The sequence below is a fragment of the Rhodococcus sp. 14-2483-1-2 genome (assembly GCF_002259405.1).
Lineage (GTDB): Bacteria > Actinomycetota > Actinomycetes > Mycobacteriales > Mycobacteriaceae > Rhodococcoides.
In genome coordinates, this window is the sequence record NZ_NPFW01000022.1 from 575,428 (window position 1) to 592,609 (window position 17,182).

The window sequence follows — 17,182 nt, forward strand, 5'->3', positions numbered from 1 at the left end:
GGCTCGACGGCTACAGGAAGGCTCCGGCACGCGCAGCAAGGTCGAGAACGGGCTGCGGGAAGACTCCGAGAGCCACGGTGACCACCACCGAGACCCCGATCGCGCACGACACCGACGCCGTCGGGCGCACGATCGTGGCGGTCCGCTCTCCCGGATCGGTGAAGAACATCAGCACTATCACCCGTACGTAGAAGAACGCTGCGATCGCGCTGCACACCACCCCAACCACGACCAGCGCCGCTCCCCCGGCACCCGAGGCAGCGCTGAACACCGCGAACTTGCCGATGAACCCACTGGTGAGCGGAATGCCGGCGAACGAGAGCAGGAACAACCCGAACACCGCCGCCACCAGCGGTGACCGACGACCTATTCCGGCCCACCGTTCCAGATCGCTCACCTCGCCGCGTTCGTCTCTCGCCAACCCGATGATCGCGAACCCCCCGAGAGTGCTGAAGGCATACGCCAACAGATAGAACATCGTGGCCGACACACCCGAATCACCCACGGCACCCGAATCACCCAGTGCCGTCACTCCGGTGAGGATGAATCCGGTGTGCGCAACGGACGAGTACGCCAGCATCCGTTTGACATCGGTCTGCGTCACCGCGACAACCGATCCCACCACCATCGTCGCGATGGCGACGACCCACAGCATCGGTCGCCAACTCGATTCGAGACCGGGCAGCGCCATCCCGAAGATGCGCAGAATCGCACCGAACGCCGCAACCTTGGTCACTGTGGCCATCAGTGCCGTCACCGGCGTAGGGGCACCCTGGTAGACATCGGGAATCCACGAATGGAACGGCACGGCACCGACCTTGAACAGCAGACCCACCGCGAGCAAGGCGGTTCCGATCAGCGCGAGCGATCTGCCCTGACCGTCAGCCGCGATGGCGTCGGCGATGCCGTCCAACCGAACGGTTGCGGCGTATCCGTACAGGAACGCGACCCCGAACAGGAAGAACGCGGACGAGAACGCGCCCAGCAGAAAGTATTTGAGGGCTGCTTCCTGCGAGAGCAAGCGCCGTCGTCGGGCCAGTCCGCAGAGCAGATACAGCGGCAAGGACAGCACTTCCAGCGCCACGAACATCGTCAGCAGATCCGTGGCCGCCGGAAACAGCAACATGCCACCGATCGCGAACATCGCGAGAGGAAACACCTCGGTCTGGGCGACGCCTGCGTCGATGGCCTCCTTCTCCGCCACGCTGCCCGGAGTGGTCGATGCCTGCGGGGTGAACGAATCGATGCGACGCTCGGCACCGGCCGAGGTGACTGCAACGGTGCGCTCGGCCATCAATGCGATGGCCGGAATCGACACCAGCACAATGGTTCCCTGTAGAAACAGGGTGGGTCCGTCGATCGCGACCGCGCCGGACATCGCCGACGCCTCGGTGCCGGCCAGACCGAGAATTGCCGCCAGTGCCGCCACCAGTCCCGCGAGAGCCAGGCCCAGATGCGTGCTCCGGCGGGCCCGCAGCGGCACGAACGCCTCGACGAGAACACCGAGAACTGCGACCGAGAACACGATCAGCATCGGTGCCAGCAGACCGTATTGCACCTCGGGTGTGGTCATCGCTGACCTCCTGAACTGTCGACCATCGTGGATTGCACTGCCGGAGTGATGACATCGAGCGCGGGTTTCGGATACACCCCGAGCACGATCAGCAACGCGATCAACGGCACCACCACGGCCAGCTCGCGGCGAACGAGATCGGGCACCGTCTCGTTGCCCTCCCGGATCGGCCCGGTCATGACGCGCTGGTAGAGCCACAGTATGTAGATCGCCGACAGCACAAGGGCTCCAGCGGCCACGATCGCGGCGACTCCGTATCGACCGAACGTGCCGATCAGCACGAGGAATTCGCTCACGAACGGGGCGAGGCCGGGTAGCGAGAGCGTGGCAAGCCCCGAGATCAAGAACGTTCCGGCAAGTACCGGTGCCACCTTCTGCACACCGCCGTAGTCGGCGATCGCTCGTGACCCTCGACGCGACACGAGGAAGCCCGCGATCAAGAACAGTGCGGCCGTGGAGATTCCGTGGTTGACCATGTACAGCGTGGCACCGGCCTGACTCTGACCGGTCATGGCGAAGATGCCGAGGATGATGAATCCGAAGTGCGAAATCGACGTGTAGGCAATCAGTCTCATCATGTCGGTCTGGCCGATCGCCAGTATGGCGCCGTAGACGATGCCGATGACCGCAAGAGCGATGATCCACGGCGCGAACGTCTGCGACGAGCCGGGAAAGAGTTCGAGACAGAACCGCAGCATTGCGAACGTGCCGACCTTGTCCACCACCGACATCATCAGCACCGCAGTCGCGGGTGTGGACTGCACTGCGGCGTCGGGTAGCCACGAGTGGAACGGCCACAACGGTGCCTTGATCGCGAACGCCAACATGAAGCCGAGGAACAGTGCGTTCAGAACCATCGGATCCACACCGAGTCCGCCCGATGACGCCGCGTCGGCGATCGCGCGCAGATCGAACGTCCCGCCGTCGAACGGCCCGCCGGGTCGCGCGGTCACCACGTAGAGGCCGATGACGGCAGCCAACATGATCAGACCGCCGAACAGGTTGTACAACAGGAACTTCACCGCGGCGCGCGTGCGATTCACTCCCCCGAAGCCACCGATGAGGAAGTACATCGGAATCAGCATCGCCTCGAAGAAGATGTAGAACAACAACACGTCCAACGCGAGGAACGAGACGAGCACCATCGACTCGACCACCAGAATCAACGCCATGTACGTGTGCGACACCCGACGGGAGCCGTAGTTCGCGACGCGACTGCCGTCGTACCAGCCCGCGACGAGCAGCAAGGGCGTGAGAACGGTGGTGAGCAACACCAGGACGAGGCCGATTCCGTCCAGACCGAGGGTGTACCGCGCACCGAAAGCCGCTATCCACGAATGGTCTTCGACGAACTGGTACCGATCACCACCGGAGTCGAACGACACCGCCAGTGCGACCGACACGGCCAAGGTCCCGGCAGCGAAGCCCACTGCGACACTGCGCGCGGCGGTCGGGCGAGCGGCGGGCACCAGGGCGACCACGATCGCACCGAGCATCGGGAGTACCCACAGGACGGTCAACCAGGGAGTCGTCACAAAGCCACCACCATCAGTACGACGAGAACGGCTCCCGCGAACATCGCCAACGCGTACGACCGCACGTAGCCCGTCTGCAGTCGCCGAGACCGCGTCGATGCGCCTCCGATCGAGCTCCCCACCCCGTCCACGACGGCGTCGATCCCGTTGTCGGCGTGCACCAATGCGCGCGTGAGTGTCTGTCCCGGCCGCATGAATGCGGCCTCGTTGACGGCATCTCCGTAGAGATCGGCACGTGCAGCTCGGGTCAGGGGCGACACATCGTCGGGTGGTGTCGGCGGAACCTCGTTCGCGATGTACTTACGGTAGGCGACGCTCGCGCCGACCAGCACGACCACCAGGACGGCGACGGTGACCACCCAGGCCGGAATCGCGTGCTCCTCGGGTGCCGACCCCACGACGGGTTCCAGCCACGTCTCGAGGCGTCCGCCCACCGCAAGGAAAGCTCCCGACGCCACCGAGCCGACGGCCAACACGATCATCGGGGCAGTCATCGTCGCCGAAGCCTCGTGCGGATGTGCTTGCGCGGACCAGCGTTTCGGACCGAAGAAGGTCAACAGCATCACGCGAGTCATGTAGAAGGCCGTCAGGCCGGCACCGAGCAATGTCACGCAGCCGAGAATCGGACCTGCCACTCCTTCGGCGGCGAATGCGACCTCGATGATCGGGTCCTTGGCGAAGAAGCCGGAGAACGGCGGCAGTCCGATGATGGCGAGATAGCCGAGGCCGAACGTGACGAACGTGATCGGCATCGCGGCGCGGAGCCCACCGAACCGTCGCATGTCGGTCTCGTCGTTCATCGCGTGCATCACCGAGCCCGCGCCCAGGAACAAGCCCGCTTTGAAGAAGCCGTGCGAGATCAACAGCACGATGGCGTAGGCGTATCCGGAGGGGCCGAGCCCGGCCGCGAGCAGCATGTACCCGATCTGACTCATCGTCGACGCCGCGAGCGCCTTCTTGATGTCGTCCTTCGCACAACCGATGACGGCACCGAACAGCAAGGTGACCGCCCCGACGGTGACGGTGGCCGCGCGGGCGGTGGGCGACGCCTCGAACACCGGTCCGGAGCGCACGATGAGGTACACCCCTGCCGTGACCATCGTGGCCGCGTGAATCAATGCCGACACCGGTGTCGGGCCCTCCATGGCGTCACCGAGCCAGGACTGCAGCGGCACCTGCGCCGACTTTCCACACGCCGCCAAAAGCAGCATCAGCGCCATGGCGGTGGCCACCGATTCGCTCGCCTCGCCGATTCCGGCGAACACGTCGTCGTACTGCACGGAGCCGAAGTTCACGAACATGATCATCAGCGCAACGGCCAGGCCGATGTCGCCGACTCGGTTGACCACGAACGCTTTTCGGGCAGCCGACGCAGCCGACGGCTTGTGCTGCCAGAAGCCGATGAGCAGATACGACGCCAGTCCGACACCCTCCCACCCCAGATACAAGCCCAGGAAGTTGTCGGCCAGGACCAGCAGCAGCATGGCTGCCAGAAACAGGTTGAGGTACGCGAAGAAGCGTCGCCGCTCGGCGTCGTGGCTCATGTAGCCGATGGAGTACACGTGAATGAGCGACCCGACCCCGGTGATCAGCAGGACGAAGCAGATCGACAATTGATCTGCGCGCAAGCCGAACTCGACCTGCAATTCGTCGACCGGAACCCATCGGAACAGGGTTTGGGTGAGGGCCCGGCCCGATTCTGCACGGCCCAGCATCGATGCGAACACCACCGCGGCCACCACGAACGAGGACACTGTCGCTGCCGTCGCGACGAGATGCCCCCACCCGTCGGTGCGCCTGCCGGCGAGCAGCAGGAACGCCGCACCGAACGCCGGCAGAGCCGGAAGAAGCCACAGTATCGACATCATTTCTGCGCCCCCGTCAATTCTTCATCAGGGAGTTCTCGTCCATCGAAATCGACCGACGAGAACGGAATATGGCCATGATGATGGCCAGGCCCACCACCACCTCGGCGGCGGCGACCACCATGGTGAAGAACGCGAACAACTGTCCGTCGAGATTGCCGTGCATGCGGGAGAAGGTGACGAACGCGAGATTGACTGCGTTGAGCATCAATTCGATGCACATGAACACGATGATGGCGTTGCGCCTGACGATGACGCCTGCCGCGCCTATCGTGAACAGCAGAACGGACAGGTAGAGATAGTTCTCCGGGTTCATCGCTCGTCACCCCCGTCCACCCTGTACTGGCTCCGTTGATCGGCGAACATGGCGTTGACGGACGACTCGGATTCGGTTCCGTCGGGCAACAGAGCGCGGCGATCGACCCCGTTGTGTCTGGCGTACACCCCTGGGCTCGGCAGAGGCGTCACCCTCGAACCGTCGCGGAATCGATCCTGCGCCATCTCTCGCTGACCCTTGACCGGCCCCAGAGCTTCCCGGTGCGCCAGGATCATCGCCCCGATGGTGGCAGTGATCAACAGTGCCCCGGTCAACTCGAACGCCCACACGTACTCGACGAAGATCAGCTCTGCCAGGCCCTCGACGTTTCCGGCGGAGTTGACGGCGTCGAGACCGGCGAAGTCGAGCCGACCACCCTGGGCCGCATCGCGAAGCAGTACCCCGATGATCAACAGTCCGAAGCCGATTCCGATGACGACGGCCGCGATGCGGTGCCCACGCAAGGTTTCGGTCAGCGACTCCGAGGTGTCGACTCCGACGAGCATCAGAACGAACAGGAACAGCATCATGACCGCGCCGGTGTAGACGACGATCTGCACGACACCGAGGAACAACGCACCCTGCGCCATGTAGAAGGTCGCCAGTACCACCATCGTGGCGGCGAGGAACAACGCCGAGTAGACGGCTTTGGTACTCATCACCACGCCGAGCGCACCGATGACGGCAACGACACCCAGGGTCCAGAACTGCACGGCCTCACCGGTGGACGTGGCATCGAGGGCGAGCTGCACAGCAGCATCCTGTGCCCTCATCGCACCGAACCGCCCTCGGGTTCGGCTGGGGACTCGGCCGGTGACTCGTGGCCGGTGACGGTTCCGCGGTAGTAATCCTCTGCCGACAGGCCCGGTGCCATCGCGTGCGGCGGTGCCGTCATGTCCGGCTCCAGCGGTGCCAGCAGCGCGTCCTTCTCGTAGATCAGATCGGCACGGTTGTCACCGGCCAGCTCGTACTCGTTGGTCATCGTCAGAGCGCGTGTCGGACAGGCCTCAACACACAGGCCGCACCCGATGCACCGGAGGTAGTTGATCTGATAGACCCCGCCGTAGCGCTCGCCCGGAGAGAACCTCTCGGTCTCGGTGTTGTCGGCTCCTTCGACGTAGATGGCGTCGGCCGGGCAGGCCCACGCGCAGAGCTCGCAGCCGATGCACTTCTCGAGACCGTCGGCGTACCGATTGAGCTGATGACGACCGTGGTAGCGAACCTCGGTCGGCTTCTTCTCCTCCGGGTACAGCTCCGTCTCGGCCTTCTTGAACATCGTGGCGAACGTGACCCCGAAACCGGCTATGGGACCGAGAAATTCAGGCATCGGCGTTCTCCTTCGGTGACCTGGCGGCGGGTGAGCGCACACCGGCGTGCCGGCTCGGGTAAGTCGAGCCCTGCTTGGGGATTGGAGGTATCGGGAATCCGCCTGCCACAGCATCGAACTCGGCGACGGGCGCAGGAGGCGGCACGTTCCGTTCCCGTGCACGCCTGCGCACCATCAGCAGCAGCGCACCCAGCACGGCCACCGCGAAGATCATCGACACGCCGAACGTGACCAGCGGTACGTCGTACCGATCGGCCCCGAGTACCCGCACCGTCGCGATCACCATGACCCAGATCAGGGCAACCGGAATGAGAATCTTCCAGCCGAAGTTCATGAACTGGTCGTAGCGCAGCCTCGGCAGTGTCGAACGCAGCCAGATGAACACGAACAGGAACACCCAGACCTTGAGGGTGAACCACAGCACCGGCCACCACCCCGAATTGGCACCGCTCCACAGACTCAGCGGAATCGGAGCCTGCCAGCCGCCGAGGAACAGCGTGGTCGCGAGTGCCGACACGGTGACCATGTTGATGTACTCGGCGAGCATGAACATGGCGAAACGAAGGGACGAGTACTCCGTGTGGAATCCGCCCACCAACTCGCCCTCCGCCTCGGGCAGATCGAACGGAGCGCGGTTGGTTTCGCCGACCATCGCTGTCACGTACACCAGGAACGAGGGCAGCAGCAGAAACACGTACCAGGTGTTCTGTTGCGCAGCAACGATTCCGGACGTCGACATGGTCCCCGCGTACACGAAGACCGCCGCGAACGACAGGCCCATCGCGACCTCGTAGGAAATCACCTGCGCCGTCGAACGCAGCGCACCGAGCAGCGGGTACGTCGAGCCCGACGCCCACCCCGCCAACACGATCCCGTACACACCCACCGACGTGACCGCGAGAATGTACAGAACCCCCACCGGCAGGTCGGTCATCTGCAGCGGTGTCGTCGTACCGAACACCGACACCTCGGGACCGAACGGAATCACGGCGAAGGCCATGAACGCAGGAACCACCGAAATGATCGGAGCCAAAACGTAAATCGGCTTGTCGACGCCGGTCGGAGTGATCCCCTCCTTCAGTGCCAGCTTGATCCCGTCCATGAGCGACTGCAGCAGACCCCACGGGCCCACCCGGTTGGGCCCCACCCTCATCTGCATCCACGCCATGATCTTGCGTTCGGCGTAGATCGCGACCAGCGGCGTCAGCACCAGGAAGACGAAGACCGCCAAGGCCTTCCCGACGACCAACCACCACGGGTCGTTGCCGAACATCGACAGATCGGTCGGCGCGGCCACGATCATGACTGCCCACTTTCGGGTCGTTCCGCAGGCTCCACTCCTGAATTTTCGGGTCGTTCCGCAGGCTCCACTCCTGAATTTTCGGGTCGTTCCGCAGAACCACGACGAAGTCGCACAACCGCGCCCGACTGCACCCCCAGCGAGCGGTACACCGCCGAACCGGGCGAGTTCATCGGTATCCACACCACGGTGTCGGGCAGGTCGGTGATCGTCAGCGGCAACGTGATCGAACCTCGGTCGGTCACGACACTCACCAGGTCGCCGGTCTCCGCTCCGATGGACGAGGCCGTCGTCGCCGACAACCGAACCGTGGGCGTGCGGCCGGTCGCGGCGAGGTTGTCCTCGCCGTCCTGCATCCGTCCCGCATCGATGAGCATCCGCCACGTGGTCAGAATCGCCTCACCTGGCCCGAGGGTCGGAACTTCCGTGCGGTGTGCAACCCGGGCCACCGCGGTGCGCGGGCCGTTCCACACACCGAGGCGAGCCAGCTCGGCGCGTGCCGCCGCCGCGTCGGGCACGGCCAGTGCGACGCCCATCTGCGCGGCGATGGCGTCGAGGATGCGTTGATCCGGCATCACCGCGCCGGCACCGAGTGCAGTGTCGAACGCGCGAGGTCGTCCTTCCCAGTCGACGAAAGTTCCCGATTTGTCGACCACCGGTGCCACCGGGAACACCACGTCGGCCCGCTCGGTGACCGCACTGTGGCGCAGCTCGAGGCTCACCACGAACGCCGATTTGTCCACGGCGTCGAGCGCCTCCTGGGGGTCCGGAAGATCGTCGAGATCGATTCCGGCAGTGACCAGGGCGCGATTCGGTCCTGCGTCGGCGAGGATCGCAGCGGTGTCGCGGCCCACCTCCTCCGGTAGCTCGGGCACTCCCCATACCGCGGCCGCCTCGGCGCGCGCAGCCGCATCGGCCACCGGACGCCCGCCGGGCAGAACGTTCGGCAGCGCCCCTGCGTCGAGCGCACCGCGTTCGCCGGCACGTCGCGGAATCCAGGCCAGGCTCGCCCCGGTGTCGTCCGCCAGTTTCGACGCCGCCGCCAGACCCCCGGGAACGGAGCCGAGCCGCTCACCGACGAGAACGATCGCACCGGGCTCTCGGAGGAGGTGTGCAATCGATTCGGTGCCACGATCGCCGACGTGCAACGCATCGAGCCACCCCGGCTCGTCACCGGGAATCGACTGCAGCAGGACGCCGTCGAGCTTTCGTAGGCCCCGAGTGGAGAACGGCGCGATCGAGGCCACCACCACTGCGCTCGTGCGGTGCGCCTTCCGAAGCCTCAGGAACACCAGTGGTGACTCTTCCTCGGGCTCGAAGCCGACGAGCACCACCACCGGGGCGTTCTCGAGGTCGGTGTAGGTGACCCCCAACCCGGTCGCCGCGATTCGACCGGCCAGGAAATCCGCTTCCTCGGCGCTGTGGCTGCGATTTCGGAAGTCGATATCGTTGGTGTGCAGCACTGTTCGAGCAAACTTGGCGTACGCGTAGGAGTCCTCGAGAGTCGATCGTCCGCCCACGAGTACCGCGGCGTGGCCGACCGATCCGGCCAGTCCGGCCGCCGCGGCAGCCAGCGCAGCCGACCACGACGTCTCGATCAACTTCCCCGATTCGTCGCGGATCATCGGCGCGGTGATGCGATCGGGTTCGGTGGCGTATTTGAACGCCCACCTTCCCTTGTCGCAGTTCCATTCCTCGTTGACCTGCGGGTCGTCCCCCGCCAGCCGGCGAAGGACCTTGCCGCGTCGATGGTCCGTGCGTTGAGCGCAGCCCCCTGCGCAGTGCTCGCACACGCTCGGCGACGAGGTGAGGTCGTACGGACGCGCCCGGAACCGATACTCGGTGTTGGTCAGCGCACCGACCGGACAGATCTGAACGGTGTTGCCCGAGAAGTAGGAGTCGAACGGCTCGTTACCGAAGATGCCGACCTGTTGAACGGCACCACGTTCGAGGAGGTCGATGGACGGGTCGCCGGCCACTTGGGCGGCGAAACGAGTGCATCGCGCACACAGGACGCACCGCTCGCGGTCGAGCAGAATCTCGGCCGACAAGGGAATCGGCTTGGGATACGTGCGCTTGGTCTCGACAAATCTGGATTCGGACCGACCCGCAGCCATCGCCTGATTCTGCAACGGACACTCACCGCCCTTGTCGCACACCGGGCAATCGAGCGGATGATTGATCAGCAGCAACTCCATCACGCCGCGTTGCGCCTTCTCCGCCGACTCCGACGTCACCTGAGTGCGCACGATCATGCCCTCGGCCACGGTCGTGGTACAGGACGCCAACGGCTTGCGTTGACCCTCGACATCGACGAGGCATTGCCGGCACGCCCCCACCGGATCGAGCAACGGGTGATCGCAGAAGCGCGGAATCTGCACGCCCATCAGCTCGGCGGCTCGAATCACCAACGTGCCCTTCGGAACACTGATCTCGTGGTCGTCGATGGTCAGTGTCACCATGTCGACCGGAGTGACCGACTGTTCAGGGGCAGGAGTGGAGCCTGCGGAACGACCAGACGGTTCAGGAGTGGAGCCTGCGGAACGACCAGAGGGTGCAGGAGTGGAGCCTGCGGAACGACCATCTGCTGGTGCCGTCATGCCGTCAGCTCCTTTGCCATCAGGGTCGATCGGTGTGGATCGAATGGGCATCCCTGTTCGGTGACATGTCGGATGTATTCGTCGCGGAAGTACTTCAGCGAGGACACGATCGGGCTTGCGGCTCCGTCTCCCAACGCGCAGAACGACTTTCCAGCGATGCCGTCTGCGATGTCGAGCAGTGTCGTGAGGTCCGCCTCGGTGCCGGTTCCGCCGTCGAGGCGGCGCAGTATCTGCACCAGCCAGTAGGTTCCTTCGCGGCACGGCGTGCATTTGCCGCAGGATTCGTGTGCGTAGAACTCCGTCCATCGCAGCACCGCTCGCACGACGCACGTCGTGTCGTCGAAGATCTGCAAGGCCTTGGTACCCAACATCGATCCGGCGGCGCCGACGCCCTCGTAGTCGAGTGGCACGTCCAGGTGCTCGCCGGTGAACATCGGCGTCGACGATCCTCCCGGTGTCCAGAATTTCAGCTCGTGGCCGGGACGGATGCCACCCGCGTAGCCCAGCAGCTCCCGCAGGGTGATGCCAAGCGGGGCCTCGTACTGGCCGGGCCGACATACGTGGCCGGACATCGAGTAGAGGGTGAAGCCGGGTGACTTCTCGCTTCCCATCGATCGGAACCATTCGATTCCCTTGCGCAGGATCACCGGGACGCTGGCTATCGATTCCACGTTGTTGACCACCGTTGGGCGCGCATACAGGCCTGCAACCGCGGGAAACGGTGGACGCAGTCGGGGTTGACCTCGTCGCCCTTCCAGCGAATCGAGTAGCGCCGTCTCCTCGCCGCAGATGTAGGCCCCGGCCCCGGCATGGATCACCAGCTCGAGGTCGAACCCCGATTCGAGGAGGTTCTTGCCCAGGTAGCCCGCGGAGTATGCCTCGGCAACCGCGGCCTGCAGTCTGCGCAGCACCGGTACCACTTCGCCGCGAACGTAGACGAATGCGCGCGATGCACGTATTGCGTAGGCCGCGATGATGATTCCTTCGATCAACGTGTGCGGGCTCGCCATCATCAAGGGCATGTCCTTGCAGGTGCCCGGCTCCGACTCGTCGGCGTTGACCACCAGATAGTGAGCTTTCCCGTCACCCTGAGGAATGAAGCTCCACTTCGTTCCGGTGGGGAATCCCGCGCCGCCACGGCCGCGCAGGCCGGAATCCTTGACGAATGCGATGAGATCGTCGGGGTCCATGGCAAGGGCCTTCTCGAGCCCCCGGTATCCGTCGTGACTGCGGTAGGTGTCGAGTGTCCACGAGTCCTTCTCGTCCCAGAACTCGCTCAGCACCGGCGTCAGGGCCATGTCACTTCCCCTTCGTCGATGGATCGGTTTCGGTGGTGTTCGGCTGCGGTGGAACGGTCGCAGAGGGAGCCGGAGCCGGTTTCTCGCGCACCGTCTCCGCCACGGCCTCGGCACCCAGGTCGGGATGCCCGTCCGGGGAGCCGGTGACGACCTGGGGAGCAGACATCGAGTGCTCTCGGGCGTACCGCAGGCCGACGAGACTGGCTTCGCCTGCGCTGCCGGACGATTCGAGTGCCCCTGGTCGGTCGTCGGCGAACCCGGCCAGAATGCGCTCGGTCTCGCGGAACGTGCACAACGGAGCGCCGCGGGTCGGGGTCACCTGCGCACCGGAACGAAGCGCGTCGACCAATTCCCGCGCCGACGCCGGTGTGCTGTTGTCGAAGAATTCCCAGTTCACCATCATCACCGGCGCGAAGTCGCACGCGGCGTTGCATTCGATGTGCTCGAGGGTGATGCTGCCGTCGGCGGTGGTCTCGCCGTGGTCGATCTCGAGGTGATCCCGCAGAGCGTCCATGATGGCGTCGCCGCCCATGACGGCGCACAGGGTGTTGGTGCACACTCCGACGCGGTAGTCGCCGGTGGGCTCGCGGCGGTACATCGAGTAGAAGGTCGCGACCGCGGTCACCTCTGCACCGGTGAGATCGAGTACGTCGGAACAGAATTCGATTCCGGCCGGCGTCAGATAGCCGTCCTCGGATTGCACCAGGTGCAGCAGCGGTAGCAACGCCGATCGGGCCTGCGGATAACGAGCGAGGACGATGTCGGCGTCGGCGCGTAGGCGGGCACGGACGTCGGCGGGATAGGACGCGCGTGCGTCGGGGCCGACAAGTTGTACGGCTTCCTCGGGGCGTGCTCCGAGTTGGACGAGCACCGGCTCCGAGCGTGGCGCGGTCATCGGTCCACCCCGCCCATCACCGGATCGATACTCGCGACGGCAGCGATGACGTCGGAGATCATGCCGCCCTCGCACATGGCGGCGACCGCCTGCAAGTTGGTGAAGGAGGGGTCTCTGAAGTGCACTCGGTACGGCCGGGTTCCGCCGTCGCTGACGATGTGCACACCCAGTTCGCCTCGCGGCGATTCCACCGTGGACAGCACTTGCCCTGCCGGTACCCGCATCCCCTCGGTCACCAACTTGAAGTGGTGGATCAACGACTCCATCGAGGTGTCCATGATGGTGCGCACGTGGTCCTGAGAATTGCCGAGACCATCGGGGCCGGAGACCAGTTCGGCCGGCCAGGCGATCTTCTTGTCGTCGATGACCACTGGTCCTGGCCGCAGACGATCGAGAGTCTGCTCGACGATCTTGAGCGATTCCTTCATCTCTTCGACGCGAATCAGATAGCGCCCGTAGCAGTCGCATCCGGTGTCGGTGACGACATCGAACTCGTAGTTCTCGTACCCGCAGTAGGGATCGGACCGGCGCAGATCGTAGGGAAGTCCGGTCGATCGAAGCACCGGCCCGGTGACGCCGAGGGCCATGCACCCGGTGAGGTCCAGGTAGCCGACGTTCTCGGTTCTGGCCTTCCAGATCGGGTTGTCGTTGAGCATGAGTTCGAGATCGCGTAGCCGTCCGGGAAGAACCCGCAGCAGCTCGCGGACCTTGTCGATCGCGTCGGCGGGCAGATCCTGAGACAAGCCACCGGGACGGATGTAGGCGTGGTTCATGCGAAGTCCGGTGATGGCCTCGAAGACGTCGAGTATCAGTTCGCGTTCCCGGAAGCCGAACAGCATCGCCGTCACGGCACCCAATTCCATTCCACCCGTGGCCAATGCCACGAGGTGCGACGAGATCCGATTGAGCTCCATCAACATCACCCGGACGACCGTCGCGCGCTCGGGAATGTCGTCGGTGATGTCGAGTAGCTTCTCCACCCCCAGGCAGTACGCGGTCTCGTTGAAGAAGGGCGACAGATAGTCCATCCGAGTGACGAACGTGACGCCCTGAGTCCAGTTGCGATACTCGAGATTCTTCTCGATTCCGGTGTGCAGGTAGCCGATTCCACATCGGGCCTCGGTGACGGTCTCGCCTTCGATCTCGAGAATCAACCGCAGCACACCATGGGTGGACGGGTGTTGCGGACCCATGTTGACCACGATGCGTTCCGTGGTCGACCCGCGCGCCAGTTCGACCACGTCGTCCCAGTCCTGGCCCGACACTGCATAGATGGTTTCGTCCGTTGCGCTCATCAGTTGTACGACCTGCGCTCGTTGGGAGGCGCGACCCGAGCGCCCTTGTACTCGATGGGAATTCCGCCCAGTGGATAGTCCTTGCGTTGCGGGTGACCGACCCAGTCGTCGGGCATCTCGATCCGCGTGAGTGCGGGATGACCGTCGAACACGATGCCGAAGAAGTCGTACACCTCGCGCTCGTGCCAGTCGTTGGTCGGATACACCGCGCAGAGCGAGGGCGTGTGTGGATCTGCATCGGGTACAGCAACTTCGAGTCGGAGGCGGCGTCCGTGGGTGATGGACACCAGATGGTAGACCGCACGCAATTCCCGGCCGACCTGATCCGGGTAGTGCACACCCGATGCCCCCGTGCACAATTCGAATCTCAGTTCCTCGTCGTCACGGAGAGCACGGGCCACGGCGGGCACGTGCTCCCGCGAGAGATGCAGCGTCAGTTCCCCACGAAAGATCACGGCACGCTCGACGGCGTCCTCGAACGGCACGGCCGCGTCACCGGTGTCGAGAACCGTGGCCAATCGATCGACCAGGGCGTCGAAGTAGCTGCCGTAGGGCCGAACAGCCGTGTCCGCCGATGCCAACGGCGGCTGCAACCGGCCGTAGCCGGAGGTGTCACCGCTCCCCCGGACACCGAACATCCCACGGGTTCCGTCCGCTGTCATCGCAGCAGCCCCTTCAAGTCGATGGTCGGGGTGGAGGCCAGCGCTGCAGCCTCGGCAGCCGCGCGCACCTGTTCTCGATTGACACCCAGCGGCATCTCCTGAATCTTTTTGTGCAGCTCAAGGATTGCGTTGAGCAGCATTTCGGGTCGGGGTGGACAACCGGGAAGGTAGATGTCGACCGGGACGATGTGATCGACACCCTGAACCACCGCGTAGTTGTTGAACATCCCGCCCGAGGACGCGCAGACTCCCATGGCCAAGACCCATTTCGGTTCCGCCATCTGGTCGTACACCTGCCGCAGTACGGGCCCCATCTTCTGGCTGACACGGCCTGCGACGATCATCAGATCCGCTTGGCGCGGAGACGCCCGGAACGCTTCCATGCCGAATCGCGCGAGATCGAACCGGCCGGACGTGGTGGCCATCATCTCGATCGCGCAGCACGCGAGACCGAAGGTCGCGGGCCACAACGAACCCTTGCGGGCGTAGCCGGCCAGCCCCTCGACGGTGGTCAGCAGAAATCCACTGGGTAGCTTCTCTTCGAGTCCCATCGATCACACTCTTTCCGCATCCGCTGAAGGTGAGAACCGTGCATCGTGCCGTCGCCGATCAGTGTTCGGACGTCAATCCCATCCGAGCCCGCCTCGCCGCCACTCGTAGACGTAGGCCACCGACACGTTGACGACGAACAGCGCCATGGCAACCAGCCCGAACGCGCCGAGAACATCGAGATGGACGGCCCACGGATAGAGAAAGACGATCTCGATGTCGAAGATGATGAACAGCATGGCGGTCAGGTAGAACTTCACCGGAAATCGTTGGCCCGTAGGCGCATGCATCGTGGGCTCGATGCCGCACTCGTACGCGTCGAACTTGGCTCGGTTGTACCGCGCGGGTCCCACCATCGTTCCGACCATCACCGAGAACACCGCGAACACGACCGCAATGGCACCGAGAACGAGGATCGGAACGTAGGCGTTCATCCCGGCATCTGCTCCCTCGATCGACTACCGCGCCGGCGCGTAGTAAATGCGACGGCCGTACCAATGTGACCTGAACCACACAGTATGGGTTCGGTGTCGATCTCGCGGGATTTCGAGGAGTCCAGTTTCGTAATCCGTTGACGCGCATGGGGCACCCGATCCCGGCCACCCGGCCAACTGTGACTCAGATCACTTGATCGCCCCATACGCTCCGGTCCGGGGAAAACGACAAACCTCCCGACGATTCCGGCCGGCCGAACGAGGCCGCCGACATGAAACAGGAGAAATGATGAAGTCGATTTCCGTCTCGGCGCTCGCCGCCGAGGGACTGGGAACTGCCCTGCTCGTGATCTTCGGCGTCGGCACCGCCGTCATCGCGGGCGACACCGTCGGAACCCCGGGCATCGCCCTGGCATTCGGGCTCACACTGCTCACCCTCGTCTACGCGATCGGCCCGATCTCGGGATGCCACATCAACCCGGCCGTGACGATCGGAGCCTTGATCGCTCGCGCGATCACCCCGATCAAGGCTGCGTTCTACATCGCCGCCCAGGCCGTCGGTGCCGTGATCGGCGCGCTGATCGTACTGTTCGTCGCGTCCGGCCGTCCCGGATACGACATCTCGTCGGACGGTCTGGGCACCAATGGATTCGGCAGCTCCTCGCCCGGAGAATACGGGCTGGTGTCGGTGGCGGTGTTCGAGACCATCGCGACCGGCTTGCTCGTCCTCGTCGTGCTGGCCACCACGGCCCCCACCGTTCACCCCGTCGTGGCGGCCGGCATCCCGATCGGCCTGACCCTGACTGTGGTTCACCTACTGGGCATCGGAATCGACTCGACCTCGGTCAACCCTGCCCGGTCCCTCGGCCCAGCCCTCGTCGCCGGCGGACCTGCCCTGTCACAACTGTGGGTGTTCGTGGTGTTCCCCGTGCTCGGTGCTGTCATCGCCGGCTCGATCCACCGATTCGTGCTGACGGTGCCCGCATCGGAGAAAACGGTCTGATCTACCGCGATCGAGTGACCCGGGCACCGACGCGTACCGAATGCTGCTTCAGCAGATCGACCACTGCGCGCCCGAGCCGGATCGGATCCAGCGGGTGCGGAACCGCAGCCTCGGCGCGCGACCATTCGGCCAACCATGCGTCGTCCGGACGTCCGATGAGCACCAACACCGGTGGGCAGTGAAGGATCTCGTCTTTCAGCTGCTTCGCCAGGCCCAGCCCGCCTACGGGCGAGGACTCGCCGTCGAGAATTGCCAACGCGACACCGCCTGCATCCATGTGCTCGATGACGACGGCTGCCGTGGCGATGTCGACGTACTCGATGTCACCGAGTGCGGGATCCGGTCGAGTTCCCACCGCAGACCGAACCTGGGCGCGGGTCGCGGCATTGCTGCTGTAGACGAGCACGCGCACACGCCCGGATGGGCTCTCTCCCGCTGTGGCGTCGGACACATCGCGATGCTACCGCGGGTTCCCCGGTAAACGGATCGAAACAGCCACGGCCGAAGTGCATTCGACGTTCCAGCGCCGG

The 17,182-nt window shown here is 64.6% G+C and carries 16 protein-coding genes; 1 reads left to right on the forward strand and 15 read right to left on the reverse strand.

What is annotated here, in order from left to right; all coding sequences use genetic code 11:
- Positions 1 to 10: 10 nt before the first annotated feature.
- The 14 genes from nuoN to CH295_RS23750 form a co-directional block, all read right to left on the reverse strand.
- Entirely contained in the window at positions 11 to 1,573 is a 1,563-nt protein-coding gene (nuoN, locus tag CH295_RS23685; protein ID WP_094742045.1) for an NADH-quinone oxidoreductase subunit NuoN, read from the reverse strand.
- On the reverse strand, positions 1,570 to 3,069 hold the full coding sequence (locus CH295_RS23690; protein WP_252342174.1) for an NADH-quinone oxidoreductase subunit M: 1,500 nt from the start codon (positions 3,067 to 3,069) through the stop codon (positions 1,570 to 1,572). Before CH295_RS23690 ends, nuoN begins: the two co-directional genes overlap by 4 nt.
- A gap of 35 nt (positions 3,070 to 3,104) precedes the next feature.
- The gene (nuoL, locus tag CH295_RS23695) at positions 3,105 to 4,976 is read right to left on the reverse strand and encodes an NADH-quinone oxidoreductase subunit L (protein ID WP_170946034.1); all 1,872 of its coding nucleotides are present in this window, start codon (positions 4,974 to 4,976) and stop codon (positions 3,105 to 3,107) included.
- Between the two features lie 13 nt (positions 4,977 to 4,989).
- Positions 4,990 to 5,289 (reverse strand): NADH-quinone oxidoreductase subunit NuoK, encoded by a 300-nt coding sequence (gene nuoK / locus CH295_RS23700; protein WP_008717020.1) that lies wholly within the window; start codon positions 5,287 to 5,289, stop codon positions 4,990 to 4,992.
- The gene (locus CH295_RS23705; protein WP_094742047.1) at positions 5,286 to 6,062 is read right to left on the reverse strand and encodes an NADH-quinone oxidoreductase subunit J; all 777 of its coding nucleotides are present in this window, start codon (positions 6,060 to 6,062) and stop codon (positions 5,286 to 5,288) included. The genes nuoK and CH295_RS23705 overlap by 4 nt, the downstream gene beginning before the upstream one ends.
- Positions 6,059 to 6,616 carry an NADH-quinone oxidoreductase subunit NuoI gene (nuoI, locus tag CH295_RS23710; RefSeq protein ID WP_094742048.1) on the reverse strand — a complete coding sequence of 186 codons (558 nt, stop codon included), beginning with the start codon at positions 6,614 to 6,616 and terminating at the stop codon, positions 6,059 to 6,061. Before nuoI ends, CH295_RS23705 begins: the two co-directional genes overlap by 4 nt.
- Positions 6,609 to 7,919, reverse strand: coding sequence for an NADH-quinone oxidoreductase subunit NuoH (gene nuoH / locus CH295_RS23715; protein WP_094742049.1), 1,311 nt, complete (start codon positions 7,917 to 7,919; stop codon positions 6,609 to 6,611). The genes nuoI and nuoH overlap by 8 nt, the downstream gene beginning before the upstream one ends.
- Complete coding sequence (locus CH295_RS23720; protein ID WP_094742050.1) at positions 7,916 to 10,516, reverse strand: NADH-quinone oxidoreductase subunit G; 2,601 nt, start codon at positions 10,514 to 10,516, stop codon at positions 7,916 to 7,918. Before CH295_RS23720 ends, nuoH begins: the two co-directional genes overlap by 4 nt.
- Positions 10,513 to 11,814, reverse strand: a complete 1,302-nt coding sequence (nuoF, locus tag CH295_RS23725) for an NADH-quinone oxidoreductase subunit NuoF (RefSeq protein WP_094634257.1) — start codon at positions 11,812 to 11,814, stop codon at positions 10,513 to 10,515. The genes CH295_RS23720 and nuoF overlap by 4 nt, the downstream gene beginning before the upstream one ends.
- A 1-nt stretch (position 11,815) precedes the next feature.
- The gene (nuoE, locus tag CH295_RS23730) at positions 11,816 to 12,709 is read right to left on the reverse strand and encodes an NADH-quinone oxidoreductase subunit NuoE (RefSeq protein ID WP_094742051.1); all 894 of its coding nucleotides are present in this window, start codon (positions 12,707 to 12,709) and stop codon (positions 11,816 to 11,818) included.
- On the reverse strand, positions 12,706 to 14,004 hold the full coding sequence (gene nuoD / locus CH295_RS23735; RefSeq protein WP_037189564.1) for an NADH dehydrogenase (quinone) subunit D: 1,299 nt from the start codon (positions 14,002 to 14,004) through the stop codon (positions 12,706 to 12,708). The genes nuoE and nuoD overlap by 4 nt, the downstream gene beginning before the upstream one ends.
- A complete protein-coding gene (locus tag CH295_RS23740; protein WP_094742052.1) occupies positions 14,004 to 14,666 on the reverse strand; it encodes an NADH-quinone oxidoreductase subunit C in 663 nt (220 codons plus the stop codon). Before CH295_RS23740 ends, nuoD begins: the two co-directional genes overlap by 1 nt.
- The gene (locus CH295_RS23745; protein ID WP_032397855.1) at positions 14,663 to 15,217 is read right to left on the reverse strand and encodes a NuoB/complex I 20 kDa subunit family protein; all 555 of its coding nucleotides are present in this window, start codon (positions 15,215 to 15,217) and stop codon (positions 14,663 to 14,665) included. The genes CH295_RS23740 and CH295_RS23745 overlap by 4 nt, the downstream gene beginning before the upstream one ends.
- 72 nt (positions 15,218 to 15,289) lie before the next feature.
- Positions 15,290 to 15,649, reverse strand: a complete 360-nt coding sequence (locus CH295_RS23750) for an NADH-quinone oxidoreductase subunit A (protein WP_032397854.1) — start codon at positions 15,647 to 15,649, stop codon at positions 15,290 to 15,292.
- Positions 15,650 to 15,938: 289 nt separating this feature from the next.
- Between CH295_RS23750 and CH295_RS23755 the strand changes: the two genes are divergently transcribed.
- Complete coding sequence (locus tag CH295_RS23755) at positions 15,939 to 16,652, forward strand: aquaporin (RefSeq protein WP_094742209.1); 714 nt, start codon at positions 15,939 to 15,941, stop codon at positions 16,650 to 16,652.
- 1 nt (position 16,653) lies between these two features.
- On the opposite strand, the gene CH295_RS23760 is transcribed toward CH295_RS23755, so the two are convergent.
- Positions 16,654 to 17,103, reverse strand: a complete 450-nt coding sequence (locus CH295_RS23760; protein WP_094634253.1) for a hypothetical protein — start codon at positions 17,101 to 17,103, stop codon at positions 16,654 to 16,656.
- Between the last annotated feature and the right edge of the window lie 79 nt (positions 17,104 to 17,182).